Annotated in this window: 16 protein-coding genes; 7 read left to right on the top strand and 9 right to left on the bottom strand. The window is 64.3% G+C overall.

What is annotated here, in order from left to right:
• The first annotated feature begins 57 nt into the window (after positions 1 to 57).
• Genes ACN9MY_RS26750 through ACN9MY_RS26740 form a run of 3 tightly spaced genes read left to right on the top strand, consistent with a single transcriptional unit; the run spans position 58 to position 3029 of the window.
• Positions 58 to 636 (top strand): MEDS domain-containing protein, encoded by a 579-nt coding sequence (locus ACN9MY_RS26750; RefSeq protein WP_426319172.1) that lies wholly within the window; start codon positions 58 to 60, stop codon positions 634 to 636.
• 7 nt (positions 637 to 643) lie between these two features.
• Positions 644 to 1012 (top strand): YbaN family protein, encoded by a 369-nt coding sequence (locus ACN9MY_RS26745; RefSeq protein WP_426319171.1) that lies wholly within the window; start codon positions 644 to 646, stop codon positions 1010 to 1012.
• Positions 1005 to 3029, top strand: coding sequence for a hypothetical protein (locus tag ACN9MY_RS26740; RefSeq protein ID WP_426336376.1), 2025 nt, complete (start codon positions 1005 to 1007; stop codon positions 3027 to 3029). Before ACN9MY_RS26745 ends, ACN9MY_RS26740 begins: the two co-directional genes overlap by 8 nt.
• A 1-nt stretch (position 3030) precedes the next feature.
• Here the strand turns inward: ACN9MY_RS26740 and ACN9MY_RS26735 are convergent, their stop codons facing one another.
• From ACN9MY_RS26735 to ACN9MY_RS26700, 8 genes are all read right to left on the bottom strand, one after another.
• Entirely contained in the window at positions 3031 to 5160 is a 2130-nt protein-coding gene (locus ACN9MY_RS26735) for an alpha-amylase family glycosyl hydrolase (RefSeq protein WP_426319169.1), read from the bottom strand.
• A gap of 112 nt (positions 5161 to 5272) precedes the next feature.
• Positions 5273 to 6580, bottom strand: coding sequence for an FAD-dependent oxidoreductase (locus ACN9MY_RS26730; protein ID WP_426319168.1), 1308 nt, complete (start codon positions 6578 to 6580; stop codon positions 5273 to 5275).
• A gap of 168 nt (positions 6581 to 6748) precedes the next feature.
• The gene (locus ACN9MY_RS26725; RefSeq protein ID WP_426319167.1) at positions 6749 to 7063 is read right to left on the bottom strand and encodes a hypothetical protein; all 315 of its coding nucleotides are present in this window, start codon (positions 7061 to 7063) and stop codon (positions 6749 to 6751) included.
• 115 nt (positions 7064 to 7178) lie between these two features.
• On the bottom strand, positions 7179 to 8465 hold the full coding sequence (locus ACN9MY_RS26720; RefSeq protein ID WP_426319166.1) for an HD-GYP domain-containing protein: 1287 nt from the start codon (positions 8463 to 8465) through the stop codon (positions 7179 to 7181).
• A 107-nt stretch (positions 8466 to 8572) separates the two neighbouring features.
• On the bottom strand, positions 8573 to 11521 hold the full coding sequence (locus ACN9MY_RS26715) for a TonB-dependent receptor (RefSeq protein ID WP_426319165.1): 2949 nt from the start codon (positions 11519 to 11521) through the stop codon (positions 8573 to 8575).
• 126 nt (positions 11522 to 11647) lie between these two features.
• On the bottom strand, positions 11648 to 13552 hold the full coding sequence (locus ACN9MY_RS26710; protein WP_426336375.1) for a glycoside hydrolase family 28 protein: 1905 nt from the start codon (positions 13550 to 13552) through the stop codon (positions 11648 to 11650).
• Positions 13549 to 14760 (bottom strand): DUF4861 family protein, encoded by a 1212-nt coding sequence (locus tag ACN9MY_RS26705; RefSeq protein WP_426319163.1) that lies wholly within the window; start codon positions 14758 to 14760, stop codon positions 13549 to 13551. The genes ACN9MY_RS26710 and ACN9MY_RS26705 overlap by 4 nt, the downstream gene beginning before the upstream one ends.
• A 9-nt stretch (positions 14761 to 14769) precedes the next feature.
• A complete protein-coding gene (locus tag ACN9MY_RS26700; protein ID WP_426319162.1) occupies positions 14770 to 16173 on the bottom strand; it encodes a glycoside hydrolase family 88/105 protein in 1404 nt (467 codons plus the stop codon).
• A 154-nt stretch (positions 16174 to 16327) separates the two neighbouring features.
• Here ACN9MY_RS26700 and garD point away from each other — a divergent pair, with 154 nt between their 5' ends.
• Genes garD through ACN9MY_RS26680 form a run of 4 tightly spaced genes read left to right on the top strand, consistent with a single transcriptional unit; the run spans position 16328 to position 22149 of the window.
• The gene (garD, locus tag ACN9MY_RS26695) at positions 16328 to 17884 is read left to right on the top strand and encodes a galactarate dehydratase (protein WP_426319161.1); all 1557 of its coding nucleotides are present in this window, start codon (positions 16328 to 16330) and stop codon (positions 17882 to 17884) included.
• A gap of 16 nt (positions 17885 to 17900) precedes the next feature.
• Positions 17901 to 18716, top strand: coding sequence for an NAD-dependent epimerase/dehydratase family protein (locus ACN9MY_RS26690; RefSeq protein ID WP_426319160.1), 816 nt, complete (start codon positions 17901 to 17903; stop codon positions 18714 to 18716).
• Positions 18713 to 19618: an aldose 1-epimerase gene (locus ACN9MY_RS26685; RefSeq protein WP_426319159.1), complete on the top strand. Its 906-nt coding sequence runs from the start codon at positions 18713 to 18715 to the stop codon at positions 19616 to 19618. The genes ACN9MY_RS26690 and ACN9MY_RS26685 overlap by 4 nt, the downstream gene beginning before the upstream one ends.
• A complete protein-coding gene (locus tag ACN9MY_RS26680; protein WP_426336374.1) occupies positions 19615 to 22149 on the top strand; it encodes a family 43 glycosylhydrolase in 2535 nt (844 codons plus the stop codon). Before ACN9MY_RS26685 ends, ACN9MY_RS26680 begins: the two co-directional genes overlap by 4 nt.
• Here the strand turns inward: ACN9MY_RS26680 and ACN9MY_RS26675 are convergent.
• Complete coding sequence (locus tag ACN9MY_RS26675) at positions 22146 to 23915, bottom strand: GDSL-type esterase/lipase family protein (RefSeq protein ID WP_426319157.1); 1770 nt, start codon at positions 23913 to 23915, stop codon at positions 22146 to 22148. The two genes, ACN9MY_RS26680 and ACN9MY_RS26675, sit on opposite strands and share 4 nt — an antisense overlap.
• Positions 23916 to 23932 lie beyond the last annotated feature (17 nt).

The following is a 23932-nucleotide window of genomic DNA, read 5'->3' as shown; positions in this document are numbered from 1 at the left end:
CATCTTTTACCGTTTTTATTTGCTACTCTTGGTCACTTTACTTTCGGAGCCAAGAGAATGCAACCGACGCAGCAGCAGGAAGCGATAGAGGAGTTCTGGCAGCATATTTCGCATTGCGACCACGTGGTGCAAATGTACGAAACCGAAGAATCGTTCCTCGATACGCTGGAGGCTTTTGTCGTGGAGGGATTCCGCAGCAACGACGCCATCGTCATTATTGCCACCCCGGAGCACCGGGCAGCGCTGGCCCAGCGCCTGGAACGCAACGGCATCAGCGTCAGCGCTGCTGCCTCGAGCGGCCAGTACATCGTTCGCGATGCCCGCGCCTGCCTGGCGCGATTCATGTTTGACGGCTGGCCTGCCGAATCGCGTTTCATTGAAATGGTCGAGGAATTGCTCGCCAAGGCACGTGAAAAGCACCCGACGGTGCGCGCCTTCGGCGAAATGGTGGCCTTGCTGTGGGAAGAAAGGCTGTATCGGGCCACTATGCGGCTGGAACATATGTGGACGCAATTGTGCCAGCGCGAATCGTTCCCGCTGTTCTGCGCCTACCCAAAGGCCAGCTTCGATGCCGGCGACCCGGCGATCTGCCGCGAAGTGCACAACGCGCATACGAGGGCCTGCCCGCCGCTATAATGGGGCGATGAAAATCGTCCTGGTCACTTTCGGCTGCCTGTTCATGGTCCTCGCGGTCCTGGGCGTGTTCCTGCCGCTGCTGCCCACCACGCCCTTCCTGTTGCTGGCGTCGGCCTGTTTCGCGCGCAGTTCGGACAAATTGCACAACTGGCTGCGCAACCACGGCCGCTTTGGCCGCTACCTGCGGGATTACGAGGACGGGCGCGGCATACCGTTGCGCGGCAAGGTCCTGGCCATGGCGATGATGTGGCCGTCGATGTTTTACTCGATGTACAGGGTGCCTTTCCTTTCGTTGAAAGTCATGCTGTTCCTGGTTGCCTGCGGCGTGACGATTTACCTGTTGCGCCTTCCCACCTCCCGCCCGCTGGATGAATAAGAAAAGTTTGATTGCCGCTGCAGCCGCGTTGCTGCTGTCCCATGCCGCCTTCGCCGCACGCTGGGAAGTGATTGCGGGAGCGCCCAGTGCCTTGCGCAGCGAGAAGCTGGAGACGCCGCGTGGCATCGCGGTGGGGAGCGACGACACCATCTATTTCACCGATGGCGCATCGGTTCGGGCATTGAAGCCGGATGGCAGGCTGGCGACCCTGCCGGGGCGCTTCATTGCCCCGGCAGGACTGGCGGCGGCGAGCGATGGCACGCTGTATGTGGCCGATGCCGGCAACCATGCGGTAAAGGCGATCTCGCCGGCCGGCGAGGTGCGCACGGTCGCGGGCCAGGCCGGTACTGCCGGACGCAATGACGGCAAGGGTATCGCAGCACGCTTCGACCATCCGGCCGGGCTGGCGCTCGATGCAGCGGGCGGCCTTCTGGTGGCCGATGCCGGCAATAGCGCGTTGCGGCGCATCGGCGCCGACGGCGTGGTCAGCACGATGGCCCAGGGGTTGCCGTTTCAGCCGCAAGGCATTGCGCTTGACGCAAGCGGGGGGATCGTGTTGTCCGACGCAGCCGGCGCCTTGCGCATCGATGGGCAAGGAAAATGGCAGCCGCTCGGCACGCAATCGGGGGCGTCGACCGACCAGGGACAGGCGCAGACGCAGCAGGGGAACGCCACTGAGCGCGTCTCCGCCAGCGTGATCGCGGCGGTGCGCGGTGCTGCCGAGAAAGCGGTACGCGAAGCAAAAGAGGCGCGGCCGGCCGATGCCGAGCACGATGCAGGTGTCGTGGCGGGGGCGCTGGACGAATGCCAGCGCGGCAAATGCCTGCGTCGCTATTCAGCCCCGAGCATGCCGACTGCCGACAAGGCGCGCGCGGTGCCGGCCGGGCAGTTGGCTGCGGATTCCCAGGGCCGGCTGCTGGCGACGTCGCCTGCCACCGGCACCATCTACCGCATCGAACATAACGGCCTGATTGTGCCCTTGCTGGGCACCGGCGACGTAACCGGCGAATTGTCAGGCGTTGTGCGCGATCGCGAGGGCGCCCTGAACGTGCTGCTGGCCGAGCGGCTGGCGGCCATGCGCTGGGACGCCAGCGGCCAGCAGCAGCCATTTGCGCTGCAATACGCTGCCTCGCTGAACCGCGATGGCCCGGCAATGCAGGCGCGTTTCGGCGATATTACCCAGCTTGCAGTAGGGCGCGACGGCGGGCTTTATGTGCTGGACGGCGACCAGTTGCGCCGCATCGACAAGGAGGGCATTGTGCGTACCTTGCTGGAGGCGGGCAGTTTCCGCAAGTTGCGCGAATCCCATGCGGCAGCCCAGGTGGACTTGCACGGCTCTATGGTTGCACGGCCCAGCACCGGCGTGTTTGTGACCGCCAATGGCGGGCTGGCCGGAGTGAGTGCGGAAGGCCTGATCTCCCTGGTTAGCGGGCCGCCTGGCATGACGCCCGAGCAGACCGGTTTCATGCCTGCGCTGAAACGCATCTGGGCTTATGTCGCCCAGGATGCGGAACCCTTCATGTTGCCCGGCCTGGGCCAGCACCGCATCGCGGCGGATGCCAGCGGCCAGGCCTGGTATTGCGCCGATAACGTGCTGTGGCGCATTCGCCCCCGCGGCGTCGCGCGCAAGATCGAGCTGCGGGCAGGAGATGGTTGCGGCGATGTGCTGGTGGCCCCCAGCGACGACGTCTTCATGCTGCACGGCCATTACATCACCCGCGTCGGCGCCGACGGCTACCAATGGCTGGCGGCGGGCAGCCGCGAACGGAAAGGCAGCGGAAATGGAACAGGATTGCTGGCGCGCTTCCGCAACATTACGCACGCGGCGGCTGATGCTGCCAACAACATCTACCTGATCGATGATGGGATGCTGCGCAAGATATCGGCGGACGGCGAAGTTGGCACCGAAGGGAAAGGCTTGCCGGAAGACGCAGGCAAACTGCGCGCCCTTGCCATAGACAGGAAGGGCGCGCTATACGTGGCGACTCAGCACACGATCATGAAGCTGAAGCCCTGATTCATGGCTGCCAGTTGACGTTCACCGTCGCCGTGCCGCTGGCCGGCGTGGTGAAGGTATGGTTGCTGCCGCCCTCCCACACGGTGGGGTTGGCGCTCTTCTTCAGGAACTTGTAGCTCACCGTTGTGCCGGCCGGCACGCTGACATCGGTGTACCAGTTCGGATAGCTGTAGACCACCTGGTTGAACAGCGGGCCAAGCGGCGCGGTGGCGCTCCAGTTGGCGAGTTCGAACTTATCCCCGGTCAGGTAGACGTTTTCCCCCGGCGAAGTGGTAGCGTTGCCCACCACGAAGCGCACCGTCACTTGCGGGCCGCTGAGGATTTCGAAGTTATCCCAGCTATCGCTGGTGACCGCGCCAGCCGTGACCACGCTCACGCCGCTCATGCCCGCGGCCACGCTCGGCACCAGCACCTTGATCTGCGTGTCTTCCCACGACAGGATGTTGGCGCCGCTGACCACCGTGCTGCCGAACTTCACCGTGCCTTTGGTGGCGCCGAAGCCGCGGCCGTCGACGGTGATGGTCTTGCCGGGCATCGACATGTTCGGACCGACGTGGCCCAGTTTTGGCGAAGCCACCGTGGCAGTGTACTGCCAGACAGCGATGGCGCCGGCTGCCAGCGTGAAATTGCTGACCGCACCGTTGGCCCCGACGGTGATGTTGTTGCCATTGAAGCCAAGGCCATTCAGCACGTCGGTATAGCTGCCCGCCGGCAGTCCGGCGATGAAGCCGCTGATCGACGTCGCTGTGGAGAGGTTGCGGTTGATCGCAACCACGGCGACGTTATTGCCGAAATTGCGCTCATAGATCAGCACGTCGTTGTTGACCCAGCGCTGCTGCGTCGTGCCGTAGGCGATGGCGGGATTGGATTTGCGCAGAGGGGCCAGGCGGGCCACCAGGCCGTACGCAGGCGTGGTGGTGGCGAAAGACGTCATCATTGCACGGTTGTCCGGATCGCCGGTACCTTGCATGTACTGCTCTGTGCCGTAGTAGATGGCAGGCACGCCGCGCGAGGTCAAGGTAAAGGCCAGCGCCTGTTCCAGCTTGCGGCCGCTGGCGCCCGCCACCTGGAAGCGCGGCATGTCGTGGTTGTCGATGAAGGTGACCTGGTCGCCCACGTGCGAGTACTGGCCGGCGGTATCGCTCACCATCTGGTTCAGCGACGTCATGTTCGCCGAACCGTCCTTGAAGACCTGGCGCACCTTCTGAGCGAACTGGAAGTCCAGCAGGCTCATGCCGCTGCGGTTGGCGAAGTAGTGGTTGGCCGGATCGACCTCGTTTTCGCTCAGGTACCACTCGCCGAAGGTGAACACCGGCTTGTAGCCTTGGATATAGGACATCAGGCTCTTTTGCCAGCCGAAGGGCATGTGCTTGACCGCGTCCATGCGAATGCCGTCGATGCCCAGGTCCAGCCACACCTTGATGGCAGCCTTCATGTAGGCGTCCACGGTGGCGCTGTTATGGTTCAGGTCGGCCAGGTCGAAGAGGTTGCGGTAGATGCCGCTCTCCAGCGTGGAGAAATCGGTGCCGCCATTGTGGTGGAAGTAGCCGTTCGGGTCGGAACCGTAACCGGCCAGCAGGGCGCCGTTGTCATACAGCTTGCCGTTCTCGCCGAAGCTTGTATCGGTGGCCGAGGCAGGCGATGTATGGTTGGGCGCGAAATCGATGATCACCTTGATGTTGCGGGCATGGGCCGCGTTGATCATGTTGCTGAAATCGGTCATGGTGCCGAAGGCCGGGTTGGCGCGCTTGAAGTCGCGCGCCCAGTAGCCGTGGTAGGCGGTGCTGTTGGTGCCGGAGTAGTTCAGCACTGCCGTGATGTTTTCCACCGGCTGCGAAATCCAGATGGCGGTGATGCCCATGCCGGTCAGGTAGCCGTCCTCGATCTTGTTCTGGATGCCTTTCCAGTCGCCGCCGCAGAACAGCTTTTTCTGCGTGCAGCCGGAGCTGAAGGCGGTGCCGGTGGGGTTGTTCGCGCTGTTGCCGTCCGCCAGGCGGTCGGTCACGATCTGATAGATCACGTCCGTGTTGAAGCCTTGCTTGTTGCCGACTGCGGTATCCGGGGCGGCCTGCCCGTTGAGGGCGAAAGCGGCCAGGATTGCCGCGAACACTTTGTTGCGTTGAGTCTCCATAGTCCTTCCTTTCTTTGTTTTGGTTGACAAAGTATGGAGTAGTTTGACTACGCACACGCTTGCTATGTGGCGTAAACGCAGCAAAATCCGCGATTAAATTGAAGTATTTTGACTACAAAGAATCCTGTAGTCGGCGCCCCAGCCGCTTGCCGAGTGCAAGCAGAGTGAGGGTGGGCGGCAAGCCCCAGGGGGCGGGCAGGACGGAGGCGTCGCAGACGTAAAGGCCCGCAGTGGAGGTACGCAAATCGTTGTCGACAGCGGCCGGGCTGCCGCTCCCAACTGCCAGCGCACTGCCGGGATGGGCGGCGAAATGCCAGCTCTGGAATACATGGCGCGCACCGGCCTGGGCCAGGATGCGCCGTGCCAGCGCGGTACCGCGCTTGAAGCGTTCGCGGTCGGCGGCCTGCAGCGTTTTGTCGACCCAGTGCGGGCCGATGCCGCCACCGGCAAGGTCGCGGATCTTGACCATGATGCTGAGCGTGCGGCGGTGCGCGAACAATCGGTCTATGCGGCCGACCTGCAGCGCGAAGGCCTGGTACATCGGCTTGGGCAGGGTCAGGTCGGCAAGTGACAAGCCTTCTTCCGGCAACGCCATGCCGGCGGTCATCGGCACTTCGGCGCCGCCGTCGATGTCGTCGACGAAGCCCATCACCGCCACGACGGGATCGCTGATAAAGGGCAGGCTGCGCGGCGCCAGTCCTGAGGCATGCAACAGGCGCGGACTGCCGATGCCGCCGCCAGCCAGGATGACTACGCTGGCATGGGCCGTGAGGACTGCCCCGTCGCGCGTGTATTCGATGCCGACGGCGCGGCCTCGATCGAGCAGCACGCGCCGGACCGGCGCATGGTCCAGGATATGCGCGCCGCGCAGGCGCGCCTCGTCCAGCAGGTCACGCGCAGTCCACTTGGCGCCATAGGGGCAGCCGTAGACGCATCGCCAGCAGCCGCTGCGGCAGATGGCGGGGCGGATCATTTTGTCGAGTTTCTGCCAAGGGAGACCGGAGGCCAGCGCGGCCTGCATGATGCGTTGCGCCATGGGGCCCAGCAATTCATCGGGCAACTGGCCTATCGGCAGTTCGGCGCGGCATTCCGCCAGCGAAGGAGCCAGGTCAATGCCCAGCGCTGCAAAGCGTTCCAGCGGCGGGGCCGCCGCCGTGGCGAAATTCAGCGTGGAGCTGCCGCCGGTAGCCAGTCCGCGCACCAGTAGCGATGCATCGCGGTGGAAGAACGCTCCCTTGCCTGGAATGGCGCCGATCCCCGCCATTTGCGCCAGCGTGCCCTTTAGCGGCGCACCGCTGCCCTGTTCCAATACCAATACGCGCTGGCCATGCCGCGCAAGCGTATGCGCGACGCTGGCGCCGCCCGGGCCACTGCCGACAACGATGGCGTCATAGCGTTGAAGGGTTGGTCCCTTTGCCATGATGGATCTCCTGTTCCATATCGAACGTGCAGGCCAATGTCGTGGAGACAATGGTGTTGTCAAATTATATCGACAACGTTATGGATTAGCGGAGGGATGGGCAGGACGGAGGAGGGGAGCCGTGCCGCACGCGAACAGGTGCGGCACGAAGGGAAGGGACTTGGACGATCAGCGGGTTTGCTTGTCGTGCTTCTGGTGATGGATTGCGGCGCTATTGCGGTCAGCCTCGCGCTGCAGTTTGTGGCGCTCTTTGCGGGTGACTTTGCCGTCGGCCTTGGCCATCGCTTCGTCGTTTGCCAGCTTGGCTTCGCGCGCCTCCAGGTGCTGTGCTTCCTTGGCGGTCAACTGGCCGGACTCGATGCCTTGGGCGATGCGGGCTTGCTGGTGCTCTTCGCGCTTGTCCAGGTTCGGGGTGGACTGGGCGAAGGCAGGCAGGACAAATGCCGATACCAGGACGGCGGCGAACAACTTGGTGGTTTTCATGGCGTTCCCTTTCTTTGGTTGGTTATCGCGAAGCGCGTGGCTGCAGTATAGGGTGGGTGCGGCCCGCAAAAAACATCACGCCATGTAATCGGTGTAAGCATTTGCAACCGTTTTGTTAATGAACATCGGGGCGCAGGTGCTGCATCAGGTCTTTCAGCGCACCCTGCGACAAGCTGTCCAGCTCCGGAGAGCGGCGGTCGATTTCATTGGCCAGGTCGGTCAGCAGCCAATCCATTTCGTCCAGCATGGCGCGCAATTCCGCCAGTACTTCGGGGTCGCCCTGCATCATGGCCAGCATGCTGGTCATGTCGTCCGGGTTGAAGCCGGCCTGCAGTACCAGCGAACGGACCGATGCCATGCGCTCGAACAGGAATTCCATTGGCGAGCCGGGAGCGTCTGCGGCGGGGCGCTCCTGCAGCATTGCCCGCAAGTCGAACCAGGCATGAAGTAATTCCGACAGATGATTCAGTCGCTCCGATGGATCGCCGGAGGGGGCGGTTTCAGCCGGGTGATTGGACTGCGGTTGAAGCAGGTCGCGCAGGATTGCCAGCACATCGCCATCGAAGCGCGGCTTGTTAATCCGGTACAGCATTTCCAGGCGCTGCATGTCAAGGCGGCGCAGTACGGTTTCGGTGACATCGGCGGCGGCAACGATGCGCGCCAGCCGGTCGACCTGGGCGCCACGCAGGGCGTTGGGGTAGCCGCTACCGTCCAGCCGTTCATGGTGCTGCAGCACGGCCTTGCTCGCGGCGGCGGGGAAGCCGGGCAAATCCTTGAGCAGAACGTAGCCGGTCACGGGATGCACGTGCACGAAGCGGCGTTCCTCCGCCGTGACATGGTGCGCCTGGTCGAGAATGCGCGGGTCGGTGTGCATCTCGCCGAAGTCGTGGCACAGGGCTGCTAGCAGCACGGCAGGCAAGTCGCCCACTGGAACACCCATGCGCTGGGCGCAGGCGAAGGCGATGATGGCGGTACGCAGCGTGTGCTCGAACACGTCCTTGTGCTTGTCCGCCATGACGGTCAGGCGCAATTCGATGGTCGAGTGCAGGCGCAGGTTGGCGGTGCAGTGCTTAAGCTGGCGCGGGTCGCCGGCTCGCGCCAGGAGTTGGCGGTAAATCGTGTCGTGTTCGAGGATGCGGTCGAACTCGATCGCCAGCGTGGCGGCGTCGACGGCCTTGTCGGAAGAGAGCACCTGGTCGAGCGGGGCGAAGAGCTTGTAGCGGGTGAGTTTTTCGAACTGCTTGCTGTCGATGCGGGCGCCCTTGGCCAAAATCTTGGTGCCGTTGCTGGCGTAGATGTCTTCGCTGGCAATGACGTCGCGCGTATCCCCCATCTCGGTGACCGAGCGTACAAAATGCGGGCTCTCGCCGGGAATATCCGTCAATTGCATATCGCTAGCCATATTGTCCACCTTGGGGTAAGGAACAACTGTGGACATTCTCGCAGAAAAAAAAAGCCCCGCACTAGGCGGGGCCGGAAGCAGAGGCGGAGAGACGCCTTTGAAACACCTTAGAACTTGTAGCGCAGGCCGGCCAGGAATTCGCGGCCGGTCACGTTGTTCACCACCACGCTGTTGCGCGCGCGGCTCACGAACTGGTCGTTTTCTTCGTTGGTCAGGTTCACGCCTTCCAGCGTGAGTTCCAGCTTGTCGTTGACTTTGTACGACACGGACATGTCCACGTTCAGCGACTTGTTCTTGCCTTCCACGTCGTTGTTGTTCTGGCCCGGCACGCGGGTCACGAACGAGGAACGGGAGGAAGCCGAAATGCGGGCACTGAGCTTGCCGTTGTCGTAGTACAGGGTGGCGTTCCAGGAACGCGGCGACAGGTTGAGCAGGTCGTCGGTGATGCGGGTGTCGCTGGTTGGCGAAACCACATACTCGATCTTCGACTTCACGTGGGTGTAGTTCAGCAGCGCGCCGAAGTCCTTGCCCCATGCCGGCAGGAAGGTGAACGGCTGCTGGTAATTCAGCTCGAAGCCTTTCAGCTTGCCGCCATCGGTGTTGATCGGAGCCGTTACCTGGAAAACTTCTTCGCCGGTGAAGTTGGCTGGCAGCAGCGACATGGGCAGTCCGGTGTCATTGTACGCCATATTGGTGCGCAGGGACTGGATGTAGGTGCTGATGTTCTTCTGGAACAGACCCAGGCCGACAAAGGCGTTCTTGCCGAAGTAGTATTCGAGGCTGGTGTCGAAGGTCTTGGCACGGAAGGGCTTGAGCAGCGGATTGCCAGTGGTGATGCTTGGCGTGCCGGTGGTGGCGATGGTGCCGCCCGGCGACAGGTTGTTCAGCTGCGGACGGGTCATGACCTTGGCCGCGGCAAAGCGGGCGATCAAATCCGGCGTCAGCGTGGCAGCGATGTTCAGGGACGGCAGGGTGTCAGAGTATTCATTGTTGACGGTAACCGCAGTGCCGCCACCTGCAGCCTGGTAGCCGGTTGCAGAAAGCTCGGTCTTTACGTAGCGCGCGCCAAAATTGCCGCGCAGCGGAACGCTGCCCAGCTCCGTCTTGAACTCGCCCATGAGGTAGAAGCCTTTGTCTTCCTCGTTGACAGAGCGGTTGTTGCCGCGCGCATTGCCGTTGGTGATGGAGGACAGGGTGAAGTCGCCGGGACCGCCGGCAGGGCCGCTCTTGATGCAATTGCAGTAGATGTCGTAGGCCTTGGCGATGGCGTTCAGGTCGGGAATCAGCCAGGTGGTATAGGTCCCGGCCGGAAGGTTCTGCCCCTTGCCGAAGCCGCTCACGGTGGTCGTCAGGTTGCCGGAGCCTGCCGGCGGCGCGAAGATCGTGTCGTTCTGGTTCACGCGGCGCGACTCGTAGGAATCGAAGTCGTATTTCTTGCGATTCAGGCCTCCCTTGATGGTCAGCGCGTCCGACGCCTCCCAGGCCAGGTCCACGGTCGCCGTGTCGTTACGGTTGTTGGCGCCTTGCGGGCGGATGCGGATTTCGCTGCTCGTGGTATTTGGAATGGTGGTCGGCTGGGTGCCGCTGGCCACTTGCGGCACGCCGACGATTCCCATGCTGCCGCCGGCTGCCGGGTCGAACGGCAGCGAGATGATCGGATGGCGGTCGTCCTGGCGGAAGTCGATCGTGTAGCCGTTCACGTTCAGCGCATCAAGCGTGGTGGTGGTTTGCACCGGATTGCGGAACTTCGAGGTGGCGCGGCCGACGCGCGCCTGCAGTTGCAGTGTATCGGTCAGGCGCTGGTCGAGGGTCAGCGTCGGTTGGGTAAAGGTGGTGGACAGCTCGTCGTAGCGCGACTCGGCACGCATGTCCACGCCGTTGAACTTACCGTACAACAGGTTGCCGTTTGGTGCGTACTGCGCTTCCACGACCGAGGTTTGCGGCTTGCCGCCCTGGCTGGCGGAGCGGCTGAACGAAATCGCTTCCAGGAAGTCTTCCTGGCGCGTTGCATCGAGCTTTGCATACAGCATGTCGAAGGTGACCAGCGAGCCTTGCATCGGGCGCCACTGCACGGAACCAGTGAGGCCGACGCGGTCCTGGTCGTGGGTCAGGCGGCCGTAGCGCGGCAGGCGCGGATGGAAGTTGTCGGCGCTGCTGGCCAGGTTGTAGGCGTCGGTCGCCGCTTGCGAAGCGGGCAGGCGCGGTACTCCTTGGGCAGCAGGGCCGCAGGTGGCTGCGGTGGAGTTGGCTGGATTGGCCGCCACGCCTCGCGGCGCGCACCAGCCGCCGCTCGATGGTCCGTTATCCCAGCGCACAGTGGAGAAGCCTTCCTCCAGCAACTGCCGCTTGGAGAAGGCGCCGGACAGCAGAACGCCTACCTTGCGGTCAGCGAAGGTGTCGGACAGCAGGAAGGCCACACGCGGGTCGGTCTTCTTCGACAGGTCGTTGTACTTGCCCTTGGCCGTGATGGTGGCGTTGAAGCCTTTCAGGTCGAAGGGGCGCATGGTTTGCAGGTCGACGGTGGCGCCCAGCGAGCCTTCATCCACGTCGGCGGAAGAGCTCTTGCGCACGGTCAGCGACGAGAACAGTTCGGAGGCGAATACGTTGAAGTCGAAGCCGCGCGAGCGGTTGGTGCCGCCGGAGCTGTCGGTGCCGCCGGTAGTGGCCAGCGCTTCCAGGCCGTTGATGCGCACGCGGGTGAAGTCCTGGCCCAGGCCGCGCACGGTGATGCTGCGGCCCTCGCCCGCGTCGCGGTCGATCACCACGCCTGGCACGCGCTGCAGCGATTCGGCCAGGTTGGTATCGGGGAATTTGCCCATGTCTTCGGCCTTGATGACGTCGACGATGCCGTTGTCCTCGCGCTTCTTGTTCAGCGCCGATTCCAGCGCGGCGCGCAGGCCGGTGACCACGACTTTCATTTCCGGTTCCGCGGCCGGCGCGGCCGGTGCGGTGGCCTGTGCGTGGGCGAGGCCCATGGCCAGCGCGGTGACTGAGTAAGTGCCGACGAGGCGCAGCGCGAACTTGCGCAAAGCCTCGGTTTGATCCGTGAACTTCATGCCATCTCCTGGTTATTATTGCTGCCGGCTCTTGTAAGTGGTCAGGCCGGTTGCGCTATTTTATGCTAAGAATTTTGCAATGTGGTCAGTCCAAATTTATTTATTTGCAAAATTGGCCTGTCCAGATCAGGCGTCGGCGGAAAACTCCCCGCTATAGCGCTTTCCGCCTATGGTGACGTTGTCGAGAACCAGTGCGCGGACGTTGTGCAGAAGCCACGGTTGCCCGGCATTGCGTGGGGTGCCGAAGTCGCAGTCGCGGATTCTCACGCGCGCGATCGGCGGAAATGCCGCGCCGGCGGGGCCGTTGTAGCTGCTGGCGACAGGACCCAGCATCACGATGGCCTGGTAGCAGGAGACCTTGCCATTGGGCGTGTCCACGTTGCCCACCTTGAGGCCGGAGATCTCGATGTCCGACACTTCGGGAGGGCGCGTGCGCACCACGTCGTCGGCAGGGGCGTAATCGCAGTCGAAGGTGATCACGGCGCCGGCGCTTGATGCGACCGGACCGGACGGCCTGGTGGTGCCGGACAGCGGCTTGTAGAAGCCCGGGCTGGTCTGCACGCCGTTCGGCAGCGTGCAGTCGCGGACGTAGAGGTGGCGCAGGAAGCCGCCACGGTTCATATTGGTCTTCAGGCGGATGGCGGTGTTGAGCGCGTCGCTGGCCCAGTGCAGGTTCCTGAATTCGATCTGCTCGGCGTAGACGTGCTCAATGCCGCCGGCCATTTCGCTGCCCAGCGTGACGCCGCCATGGCCGCTGTTCATCACGCAGTGGCGGATCAGGATGTTGCGGGTGGGGCCGTAGTGGGTGTCCCTGTTCTTGCCGGCCTTGATGGCAATGCAGTCGTCGCCGTTGTTGAAGGTGCAGCCTTCCACCAGCACGCCGTCGCAGGCTTCCGGATCGAAGCCATCGCTGTTCGGGCCCAGGCTTTCCATGTTCACGTCCTTGAAGTGGACGTTGCGGCTGGCGACCGGGTGGTGCACCCAGAACGGGGCGCCGACGATCTGGTAGCCCTGGAGCAGGACGTTCTCGCATTCGATCAGTTCGACCATGCAGGGGCGCAGGAAGTGGCCCTGGCCGAACACGCGCTGATCGGCGGGGACACTGGACTCGGAGAGCACGGGCAGGTAGCGCGAGTCGCTCTGCCAGCGATTGCCTGAACCTTGAATCAGGATGCGCTCTCCGGGCGCGCGTTGCACCTGCGCGGCGTTGTTCGGATTGATGGCTGTTTCGGTGCGTTCGCGTGCAGGCTTGCCGCGGCCTTTCCAGTCCCACCAGCATTCGCTCGGATTGTTCTCGAAAGGGGTGCCGCCCTGGCCGTCCATTACGGAGGTCCAGTCTTCGCCGGTGAGAGCGATGTTCTTCTGGCCGTGGGCATACACCAGCGGGGAGAAGTTCAGGCAATCGTTGCCTTGCCAGCGGCTGCGAACCAGCTTGCCGTTCTTGCCGCAGTCGATGTCGCCGTATTTCGCGTAATCGTCCGGATTGGCGCTGAACACCAGGCGCGCGCCTTTTGCCAAGTGCACGTGGACGTTGGAGCGCAGCACCAGCGGGCCTTTGATGTACCACGCGCCTTCTGGAATGACAACGCGCCCGCCGCCGGCCTGGTGCGCGGCGGCGATTGCAGCGGTGATGGCAGGGTAGCAGTCATGGCTGCCTTTTGCCGGCGTTTGCAGCGTGCCCGGTTCGAGCGATGCGACCTGGCCTTGCACGGAGACCAGCTTGCATGGCTTGGCGCCGAATTCCGTCACCAGGAAATCCTGCTTGCGAAAGGCGATTGGCGTGGCAAACCGCGCGGCGATTTCCCTTGCGCGCAGCCATGGGTCGCCGCCCGCCGGGTCACTGGCGGCGGCATTCGCCACGGCCGCCGCGAAACGTGCCAGCGCTGGCTGCGAAGCGATCAATGCCCCGCCGGCGACCGCTGCACGGAGCAAGGCGCGGCGAGCGGATACAGCTGGGCTCGTGTCACTCTTGGGGCCTGACCCCAGGGTGTGACACGGGCTCGGCTGGGTGGTGCGGTGCGGGCCGCTCATTTGCTTGCCGCCAGGGCGGTGCGCACGGGGTTGGCGGCGCGGGCGGCGGCGTTGGCGACGTAGGCTTCCCATTGCTCGCGGGTGGTGATTTCGCCGGCGCGGCTCCAGGCGCCGCCGGCGTAGTAGCGCAGTGGCTTGCCGGCGCTTGCCGGGGCGAGGATCAGTTCATTCAGGGCGTCTTCAGCGAAGCCTTGTGCCGCCGGCACGACGACGGCGGTGCCGAAGGCGCCGTTGCTGGCTTGCTCGACCCATTGCAGCAGCACCTTGCCTTCGCGCCTAGTGGCGATTTGAGGGGTCTGGCCCTTGTCGCTTGGGGTCTTGTTCAGGCCTACGGCAACGGTCAGCGGCTTGTCGCCTGCATAGCTGAAGGTGGACTCGATCATGTCCAGCTGCTGGCCGGCGTCGACGGTGAAGCGCTTGGTTTCCGTCACCGGCAGACCGGCGGCGTCCCATGCGGCGTAGGACAGCTCGAAGATGGAACGTACCGGGCCGTTGGCCAGAACTTTCCAGCTTGCGTAGTTGGTGGATACGTACAGTTTGCCGCCGTCCCACACACCGGTACCGCCGGCGCCGCGCGAGCGGCCGACGTTGTACATGTCCATGCCTTCGCCTTCGTCATGGTGGTAGTGGTCGTGGCCCTTGTTGTACCAGCGATCGACAATCGGATAAGGCACGCGCTTGAACCACAGGTCCAGGCCGGAGGTCACCAGCACCTCCTTCACGACGCCCGCCGGAGCGGGAGCAGCCAGCGCGGGACCGTAGGTGCGGTGGCCGATCTTGTCGTTCTCCCAGCCGAAATCGTCGAGGCGTTCGGGGACGTAGCGGGCAAAGGTTTGCGCCGCGAATACGGGCGCTACGCTGTCGATTTTTTCAACCGTGTAAGTGGCGGACTTTTCGCCGGCCTTGAAGCTGTGCTGGAAAATCAGCTCGCCGTAAGCGGTGCCGACGTTCTGCGGGTCTTTCGCCTGCGGCGCGACATTGGTGACCTGGTGCGGCACCACGCGGCCGGAGGCATCGCGCACGGCGATTTTCTGGACCAGGGCGTGCGGCAGGGCCTTGTTCACTTCCGACCAGGGGACGGTCACCGTTTCCGAGGGGCGTGCGATATCGAGGTCGTGCTGCAGCGTGATGGTCAGGCGTTCCGCTGCGCTGGCGGCAATCGCGGGCAGGGCGGCGGCCAGTGCGGCAAGGATGCGGGTGGTCTTCATGACTGCTCCTCAGTGGTGTTCGCGGTAGTCGGTCTGGCCGCCTTTCGGCAGGTAGTGATAGGTGCGGACGCGGTACTGGATGTCGAGCTTGGGATTGGTGACCAGCTTGATCATTTCGGCTCCGGCCAGCAGCACGGGGCCGTAGCCGTGCAGGGCGTGCTTGCTGGTTGGCCGGTTGTAGTAGTACACCATGTCGCCGGCCAGGGTGGTGCCGACGCAGGTGCCTTCTACTTCGCCCTGGCTGGTGATTTTCGTCTGCAGCCCGGCCCAGCCGGCTTGTGCGATGGAGCCGTATGGTGCAGGCGAGATCCAGCCCTGGTTGACGGCGTGGGCGATCACGTAGGTGAAGATGGCCGACGCCGAGGTCTCGAGGTAGGAGTCGTTACGGTCTATCATCTGGTGCCACAGGCCGCTGCCGGACTGGCGTTCCGCAATGCCTTGCAGTGACAGGCGCAGTTGCGCCAGCACTTTCGGATAGCCCGGGTGGTCTTTCGGCAGCACGTCGAGCAGGTCGGACATGGCCAGCACCGCCCAGCCGTTGGCGCGCGACCAGTAGAAGTTCGGCGCGTCGTTCATGCCGGCGTGCCAGCCGTGCGTGTACAGCTTGGTTTGCGGGTTGAACAGGTAGCCCGCCATGTTGAGCACATTGTTCACCGCGTCGTCATAGTAGGCGCGCTTGCCGGTCATGCGGCCCATTTCGGCCAGCGCCGGCACGCCCATGTACAGGTCGTCGCCCCACAGCGATTCGGCTTGCGGGCGCTTGCGGGCCAGGGTGCCGTCCTTCAGGCGGTACTGCTTGTTGGCGACCCAGTCGCTGCACGTGGCGATCATGTCGGCCAGGTCGGGGCCGACCTTGGCGGCGCGGGCGCGCATCAAGGCTGCGCACATCGAGCCGGAATCATCGAGCGAGCGCGGGTCGAGGAAGCGCGAGAAGCTGTTGCCGCGCTCCAGCTTGAACTGCTTTTCCTGGGCGGCGAAGTAGGGCCTGGTCTGTTTGAAGAAGTTGAGGTGGCGCTCGGTCATGGCGAGAAAGCTGCGGTCGCCGGTCGCTTCGGCCGCGCGCAGCAGGCCGGAATGCACCACGCCCATTTCGTACACCTGGATGCCGAAGTCGCCCTTGCTCGGCTCGAAGATCGCGTCGGCCACAGGGGTTTTCAGGTCGGTGATTGTTTCGCCGGTCTTTTTGCTGACGATGCGGGTCGGCGTCACGCTGTCCATGTAGCCGCGTACTTTCTGCAGCGTGCCGGTGATCTCGGCGACGGTCGGCATCTTGTACGGGACCGGGTAGCTGCCTTCACCGGCGTCGTTCGGATTTTTGTTGTCGGTATTGCGGTAAGGACCTTCCGCGTGGGCAGGGCTGAGGGCGAAGAGGCAGGCCAGGGCGGCTGCCAGCAGGGACGATGTCGGCTTCATGGGTCTCCGTGCGACGTTTTAGGTGTGGTGTAACTGCGTCATCTGGTCAGGCCATTCTAATTTGGTCAGACCAAATATGCAAGGTGGACTAGCCAATCGTCGTTTTTGTGTGGCATACTGAAAATGAAGTTCAGGATCATCAAAAGGACATCTAATGAAACTCGCACGCTACATCAAGATGCACGAGGCAGACAATGTTGCCATCGTGGTCAATGACGGCGGCTTGCCGGCCGGCTCGGTATTCCCCGACGGCCTGACGCTGGTGGAAGGCGTGCCACAAGGGCATAAAGTCGCCCTGGTCGACCTGGCCGAAGGCGATCCCGTGACGCGCTACAACGTGACCATCGGCTACGCGGACCAGGCGATTCCACGCGGCTCCTGGGTCTCGGAAAAGGTGCTGCGCATGCCGGGCGCCCGTTCGCTCGATGGCCTGCCGATCGGCACCCGCAAGCCGGCGCCGCTGCCGCCGCTGGAGGGCTACACCTTCCAGGGCTACCGCAATGCCGATGGCTCGGTCGGCACGCGCAATATCCTGGCCGTGACCACCACCGTGCAGTGCGTGTCGGGCGTGGTCGACCACGCGGTCAAGCGCATCAAGGAAGAACTGCTGCCGCGCTATCCGAACGTGGACGACGTGGTGGGGCTGGAGCACATCTACGGTTGCGGCGTGGCGATCGATGCGCCTGGCGCCGACGTGCCGATCCGCACGCTGCGCAATATCAGCAAGAACCCGAATTTCGGCAACCAGGTGATGGTGGTCAGCCTTGGCTGCGAAAAGCTGCCGCCGACCCGCCTGTTCCCTGCCGGGAGCATCCCGATCGCGTCGGCCAATCTCAACTCGGCGGCCGGTGAGCCGGACGTGGTGTGCCTGCAGGATGGCGCGCACGTCGGCTTCAACTCGATGATCGATTCGATCATGCGCACGGCGGAGCATCACCTGAAAGTGCTGAATGCGCGCCAGCGCGAAACGGTGCCTGCTTCGGAACTGGTGGTGGGCGTGCAGTGCGGCGGCAGCGATGCCTTCTCGGGCGTGACTGCCAATCCGGCAGTGGGCTTTGCCACCGACCTGCTGGTGCGTGCCGGCGCTGCCGTGATGTTCTCGGAAGTGACCGAAGTACGCGACGGTATCGACCAGCTCACGTCCCGCGCGGAGACGCCTGAGGTGGCGGCGGCAATGATCCGCGAAATGCAATGGTACGACGACTACCTGAAGCGCGGCGGCGTTGACCGCAGCGCCAACACCACGCCGGGCAACAAGAAGGGCGGCCTGTCGAACATCGTGGAGAAAGCCATGGGTTCGATCGTGAAGTCCGGCTCGGGCGCCATCCACGGCGTGCTGTCGCCGGGCGACAAGCTGACGCAGAAAGGCCTGATCTACGCGGCGACGCCGGCCAGCGATTTCATTTGCGGTACGCTGCAGATGGCGGCTGGCATGAACATCCACGTCTTCACCACCGGCCGCGGCACGCCTTACGGCCTGGCGGCGGTACCCGTGATCAAGGTCGCCACCCGCAATGACCTGGCGCAGCGCTGGCACGACCTGATGGACGTGAACGCGGGCCGCATTGCCAGCGGCGAGGCCACTATCGAGGATGTGGGCTGGGAGCTGTTCCGCCTGATGCTGGATGTGGCGAGCGGCAAGGAAACCTGGGCCGAACACTGGAAGATCCATAATTCACTGGCGCTATTCAATCCGGCGCCGGTAACCTGATGACGGAGTAAGAGACATGAGCCAAACTGGAAAACCATTCAAGCGCATCCTGATGACCGGTGCCGCCGGCGGCCTGGGCAAGGTGCTGCGCGACCGCATCAAGCCTTGGGCTGAAGTGGTGCGCCTGAGCGATATCGCGGACATGGGCGAGGCGCGTCCCGGCGAGGAACTGGTGCCGTGCGACCTGTCCGACAAGGCGGCCGTGATGAAGCTGATGGAGGGCGTGGATGCGGTGCTGCACTTCGGCGGCATCTCGACCGAGGCGCCGTTCGAGGCGATCATGCAGGCCAATATCCTGGGCGTGGCGAACCTGTACGAGGCGGCCTACAAGCACGGCGTGAAGCGCCTGATGTTCGCCAGCTCGAACCATGCGATCGGCTACTACAAGACGACCGATATGCTGGATGCGAACATGCCGACCCGTCCGGACAGCATGTACGGTATCTCCAAGGTATTCGGCGAGCAGATGTCGCGCTATTACTACGACCGCTTCGGCATCGAAACCGTTTGCATCCGTATCGGTTCCAGCTTCCCGCAGCCGGCCAACAAGCGCATGATGTCGACCTACCTGTCCTACGACGACCTGACGGAGCTGCTGCGCTGCTCGCTGTTCGCGCCGCGCGTGGGCCACACCATCGTGTTCGGCATGTCGGACAACGATTCGGTATGGTGGGATAACCGCTACGCCGCGCACCTTGGTTATCGCCCGAAGGATTCATCGGCCAAGTTCGCGCATCTGTTCCCGGATACGTCCGAGTTCCCGGAAAAGGACGACGTCACCACGATCTACCAGGGCGGCAAATTCCTGCTCGACGGCCCGATGTTCAAATGATTGAGCTGCGCAGCGGCGGCTTGCGGGCCGTGGTGCTGCCTGCTGTCGGCGGCGGGCTGGCACGGCTTGACTGGGCCGGCAATCCTGGTTGCGCCGGCGCCCTCGCTGCCGAGCCGGTACCCGTGCTGCGTCCCCTTGCCGATGGCGTCGCGCAGCCGCAGCCTGGCCAGCTGGCCTGTTTTCCCCTGGTCCCCTGGTCCAACCGGATCGCCCCTGGCGGCTTTGAGTTCCAGGACCGCCGCATTACGCCGGCGCCGACGCGGGAAGGCGAGCCCTGTCCGATCCACGGCGAAGGCTGGCGCATGCCATGGCATGTGGAGGCGCGGGACGAATGCAGCGTCGTGCTTTCGCTCTACCGCCGCGATGGTTCGCCATTCGCATTCACCGCCCACATGGCTTACACGCTGTCGGACAACGTCTTGCGTGTGACGCTCAAGGTCACGAACAACGGCCGGCATCCGCTGCCGTTTGGCCTTGGACTGCATCCATGGATGCCTTGCCCCGACGACGCGCGACTGCGCGCCGTGGCCGACGGCGTGTGGCTGTCCGGCGCCGACAAGTTGCCAGCCGGGCGAAGCGCGCTGCCGCCAGGGTGGAACTTCTGCGGCGAAGCGCCGCGCCCCTTGCCGAGCGACGGCGTCGACAATGCCTTCACCGGCTGGGACGGCAAAGCGCAGATCGACTGGCCATCGCGCCGCTTGCGCCTGCACATCAGCACGGACATGGGCTATTACATCCTGTATGTACCGCCGGGCAAAGACTTCTTCTGCTTCGAGCCCGTGGACCATCCGGTCAATGCGCACAACCTGCCAGGCGGTGCGACTGCGCATGGGCTGACCGTGCTGGCGCCGGGGCAGGACCTGCGGCGTACCGTGCGTTTCACCGTTGAGGAGATTGCGTGAGGACGCTGCAAGCCGTGCTTGCTGCCGCCTGGCTCGGCGCCGGGCCGAGCGCCCTGGCGGCTTCCGATGCGCCATATAACGCCGAAACGACATACGCCAAGCTGGCTGGCCAGTACCCGCACATAGCGATTGCCAGTGCGGAAGCGCCGGCGCCAGTGCGCGTGCTGCGCGACCTTGGCTACGTCCAGCGCGGTGAGCGTGCGTTGCAGCTAGACCTTTACCTGCCCGGGCCAAATGGCGACGGCCGCGGTCGTGCCTGGCCGCTGGTGGTGCTGGTCCACGGTGGCGGATGGCGCAGCGGCACGCGGCAGAATATGGCGCCGCTGGCGGCGCGCCTTGCGGCCAGGGGTTTCGCTGCGGCCACGGTCGACTACCGTTTGTCGGGCGAAGCGCAGTTTCCCGCTGCGATCGACGACGTCAGGGAAGCGATTCGCTGGCTGCGCGCCGCGGCATTGCAATACGGCCTGGATGACAAGCGCATTGCTGTCGCTGGCGGATCGGCGGGCGGCCAGATCGCCGCGCTGGTTGGCACGACGAACGGCCGTGATGCGGCCAGTGCCGTGCAGGCGGCCGTCAATATCGATGGCCTGTCCGACTTCACTTCCGAAGAAGCGCGCAAGCATGAAGACGACCCGTCCAGGAATCCGACCGCAGCCGGAGCATGGTTGGGTGGGCGTTATGCGGAACAGGAGGCGCGCTGGCGAGATGCCTCGCCCCTGACGCATGCAGGCCCCGGCAGTGCCCCGATACTGTTCATCACCAGCGGACTACCGCGCTTCAGCGTCGGGCGGGAAGCCTTGGCGCAACGCCTTGCCCAATACAAAATCCCGACCGAGCACGTGAATCTGCCCGGCACGCCGCATTCGTTCTGGCTGTTCGATCCCTGGCTGGCGCCGGCCGTCGACGCCATGCAAGCCTTCCTGGAGCGCACGCTTGGCGCGCCGCAAATGGCGCGTGCGCCGTGGTCGCCGGACCTGGGCGATGGCCGCTACCGCAACCCGGTCCTGCACGCCGACTATTCGGACCCGGACGTGATCCGCGTCGGCAAGCGCTACTACATGACTTCCTCGAGCTTTACCAACGTCCCCGGCCTGCCATTGCTGGAGTCCGACGATATGGTGAACTGGCGGCTGGTCGGCCACGCCTTGCCGCGGCTGGTGCCGGAGGAAGCGTTCCGTGCACCGCAGCACGGCAAAGGCGTGTGGGCGCCATGCCTGCGTTACCACGATGGCAAATTCTGGATCTTCTACCCAGACCCGGATTTCGGCATTTACGTCGTCACCGCCACGCGATTCGGAGGACCCTGGAGCAAGCCCCGGCTGCTCATGGCCGGCAAGGGCCTGATCGACCCTGCGCCGCTGTGGGACGACGATGGCAAGGCATGGCTGCTGCACGGATGGGCAAAGTCGCGCGCTGGCTTCAACAACGTCCTGAGCCTGCGCCCGATGGCGCCGGATGGCAGCCGCATGCTGGATGACGTGAGCCGCGTGGTCATCGAAGGCAACACGCTGCCGGGCTACAAGACGCTGGAAGGCCCCAAGCTCTATAAGCACAACGGCTGGTATTACGTGTTCGCGCCGGCTGGCGGTGTGGAGACCGGGTGGCAGTCGGTGTTCCGCTCGCGGCATGTCGACGGACCGTACGAGGCGCGCATCGTGATGGAGCAAGGCAGTTCGGCCGTCAACGGGCCGCACCAGGGGGCCTGGGTGCGTGCGGAGGACGGGACCGACTGGTTCTTTCACTTCCAGGACAAGCGCGCTTTCGGCCGCGTGGTGCATTTACAGCCAATGCGCTGGCAGGACGATGGCTGGCCGATCATTGGCGAAGCTTCGGCCAAGCCTGGCGTTGGTCAACCGGTTGCTGAATTCGCCAAGCCGGCGACCATGGCTGCCGCGGCGTCGGTCCCGGCGCCGGCCTGGCCGGACATCGGCGACGAATTCCGGGCGAAGCGCCTCGCGCCGCAATGGCAATGGGTGGCCAATCCGGCCCCCGGCTGGTACTCGCTGACAGAGCGTGCCGGCTTCCTGCGGCTGTACGCGCAGCCTGCTCCGGTGCCGGCCAATGGCGAAGCGCCGATCGCACCGCTGCGTTCCCTGCCAGCCGTGCTGACGCAGAAACCGCCCGCACCAGTCTTTTCTGCAGTGGCAAAGCTTGAGCTGCAAGCCGTTGCGGACGGCGACACGGTCGGCCTGGCCATGTACGGGCGAAGCTACGCCTGGCTCGGCTTGCGCCGCCAGCATGGTGAACTGCGCATTGTCTACGTGCGCTGCGAGGCGGCCAATGACAAATGCAAGGAGCGGCAGGAAGCGTCGAACGCCTTGCCGCTGAAGACTTTCACCCACCTTCGCATGGACGTTGGCGCAGGCGGACAAACCGCCTTCTCCTACAGCCAGGACGGGGTGAACTTCACACCCGCCGGCACGCCGTTCACGGCCGCCATGGGACGCTGGGTTGGCGCCCAGGTCGGGCTGTTCGCCACTGGCGCGAAGGGCGCCTACGCCGATATCGATTATCTGCGCATTACGCCTTAGCGGGATGCTGGCTGCAGTTTGCCGAGGTGGCCGGCACCGGCATTGGTCATGACGTTGGGCTGCACGTCGGCGGCGGGCAGGGCGCGGAAGGCGTACGGCACGCTCCAGCCGACGTCGGTCGCAAAGCCGCAATCTGCCAGCGCCTTGCCGTTCAAGAGCGAGCCGTGGTCCAGCACGGCGCCTGCTTCGGATTTGCCGGGATTGTGCAGCACGTCGCCGCAGCCGCGCGCGCCTTCGATATCGTAGGCGTTGGCATCAATGATCACGCGCGCCTGCCTGGCGATGCCGACGCTGTATTCATGCGGATATTCGGCGTGCTTGCGCGAGCCCTTGTGATAGTTGTTGAACAGGTGGACTTGACCGAATCGCACGCGTGGCGTGCGCGCCGTCACTTGCTCGAAGAAGTTGTTCGAGAAGGTGACGCGCAAGTGGCCTTCATCGCTCGTGGCGCGGTCGCTGGCGCCTACCAGCGTGTTCTTTTCGTGCAAAGCGAAGTGGTTGTACGACACCGTGACGAAGTCCGAAGCCGAAGTGATATCTAGCCCGCCGTCGTGGCATTGTTTCAGCATGCCGTTCTCTTTAGGAGACTGGCCGTCGGTGCGCGGCGCATCGGTGAAGCTGTTATGGTCGATCCAGACGTGGTGCGATCCGGTGACCGTGATACCGTCGTACAGCGAATTCCAATTGCCTTTGGCGCCGTCCTGCGGGTCCCATTTCGGATCGGGATCGCAGGGATTGCTGATCGAAAGGTTGCGGATGATGACCTGGCTCACATTGCCGACTATCAGGCTGGCGTTGACGAAACCGGCATCTTCCCCAAGGCCGATTAACGTGGTGTTGGACGGCAGCCGCACCACGCCGACCTTGGCGCCATCGGCCATGTCGAGGGTGCCGCGCACCTGAATGATGCGCGCGTCGGCAGTGCCGGCCACCGCAGTCTTCAGCTCGGCGGGCGTGGAGACGGTATGCACGTGGCCAGCGGAAGCCGCAGCGCCGCCGCGCGTGCCGCCTTGCTCGCCGGCCCAGCCGTCGGCCGGCGCATGTTCGCGCGCTGCCTGCCGCGATGTGTCGTCCGGATCAGCGAGCGGGCGGAGGGCAGGGAATAGCCGCAGCAGTTCGCGCGCAGCCATGTCGCCGAAGAAGCGGCCGCCTTTCGGGCCAAGGTGGGTGTAGTCGAAGCCCGCACCCTTGGGCTGGGCCAGCGTGTCCGCTTCCGCCGGTCCCATTGCCTGGACGGCTGCCAGCGACAGGGCATTCAGGTCCAGTACGGCCACGCCTTCGCGCTGGGCCACTTCGCGCGCCGCTGTCGCCCACGGCGCCAGGTCGTTCCAGACATAGCCATTCCGGAAGCTGCGGCGGGTGAGGGAAGTCACCAGCACCGGCACGCCGCCGCCAGCCTTCACGTCCGCCACATAGCGTGCCAGGTTGGCGGGATACTCCGTGACCAGGTCCGTCGAGCGGCCCGGTTTGCCCGGCTGGTCGTTGTGGCCGAACTGCATCAGCACGTAAGTGTTGCGGAAGCCTGCGCCGTTGCGCAGCAAGGCCTGCGCCTCGTCCCAACGGCCTTCGGCACGGAAGGAACTTGAGCTGCGGCCGTTCTTGGCGAGATTCAGGCAGGTGGTGTCGGGGCGCTGCCGCCGGCACAGGTAATCGCCATATCCGCCGCCGCTGGCGACGGTCGAATCGCCGACCAGGATGATGCGGTCGGCGGCAAAAGCCGGCAGGCTGGCCACGCAGGCCAGGGACAAAAGGATGTGACGTAGCATGAGGCTCCCCCTGAAGT

This window comes from Pseudoduganella sp. R-31, assembly GCF_049913235.1.
Classification (GTDB): domain Bacteria; phylum Pseudomonadota; class Gammaproteobacteria; order Burkholderiales; family Burkholderiaceae_D; genus Rugamonas.
Note: the sequence above shows the minus strand (reverse complement) of the source record. Positions and strands in the feature narration are given on the sequence as shown.

Excerpts from the sequence above, each read along its gene's own strand:
- garD (WP_426319161.1), top strand. The coding sequence starts at position 16,328 with ATGAAACTCGCACGCTACATCAAGATGCACGAGGCAGACAATGTTGCC.
- ACN9MY_RS26725 (WP_426319167.1), bottom strand. The coding sequence starts at position 7,063 with ATGAAAACCACCAAGTTGTTCGCCGCCGTCCTGGTATCGGCATTTGTC.
- ACN9MY_RS26700 (WP_426319162.1), bottom strand. The coding sequence starts at position 16,173 with ATGAAGCCGACATCGTCCCTGCTGGCAGCCGCCCTGGCCTGCCTCTTC.
- ACN9MY_RS26705 (WP_426319163.1), bottom strand. The coding sequence starts at position 14,760 with ATGAAGACCACCCGCATCCTTGCCGCACTGGCCGCCGCCCTGCCCGCG.
- ACN9MY_RS26710 (WP_426336375.1), bottom strand. The coding sequence starts at position 13,552 with ATGAGCGGCCCGCACCGCACCACCCAGCCGAGCCCGTGTCACACCCTG.
- ACN9MY_RS26730 (WP_426319168.1), bottom strand. The coding sequence starts at position 6,580 with ATGGCAAAGGGACCAACCCTTCAACGCTATGACGCCATCGTTGTCGGC.
- ACN9MY_RS26735 (WP_426319169.1), bottom strand. The coding sequence starts at position 5,160 with ATGGAGACTCAACGCAACAAAGTGTTCGCGGCAATCCTGGCCGCTTTC.
- ACN9MY_RS26745 (WP_426319171.1), top strand. The coding sequence starts at position 644 with ATGAAAATCGTCCTGGTCACTTTCGGCTGCCTGTTCATGGTCCTCGCG.
- ACN9MY_RS26750 (WP_426319172.1), top strand. The coding sequence starts at position 58 with ATGCAACCGACGCAGCAGCAGGAAGCGATAGAGGAGTTCTGGCAGCAT.
- ACN9MY_RS26690 (WP_426319160.1), top strand. The coding sequence starts at position 17,901 with ATGAGCCAAACTGGAAAACCATTCAAGCGCATCCTGATGACCGGTGCC.
- ACN9MY_RS26720 (WP_426319166.1), bottom strand. The coding sequence starts at position 8,465 with ATGGCTAGCGATATGCAATTGACGGATATTCCCGGCGAGAGCCCGCAT.
- ACN9MY_RS26685 (WP_426319159.1), top strand. The coding sequence starts at position 18,713 with ATGATTGAGCTGCGCAGCGGCGGCTTGCGGGCCGTGGTGCTGCCTGCT.
- ACN9MY_RS26675 (WP_426319157.1), bottom strand. The coding sequence starts at position 23,915 with ATGCTACGTCACATCCTTTTGTCCCTGGCCTGCGTGGCCAGCCTGCCG.
- ACN9MY_RS26740 (WP_426336376.1), top strand. The coding sequence starts at position 1,005 with ATGAATAAGAAAAGTTTGATTGCCGCTGCAGCCGCGTTGCTGCTGTCC.
- ACN9MY_RS26715 (WP_426319165.1), bottom strand. The coding sequence starts at position 11,521 with ATGAAGTTCACGGATCAAACCGAGGCTTTGCGCAAGTTCGCGCTGCGC.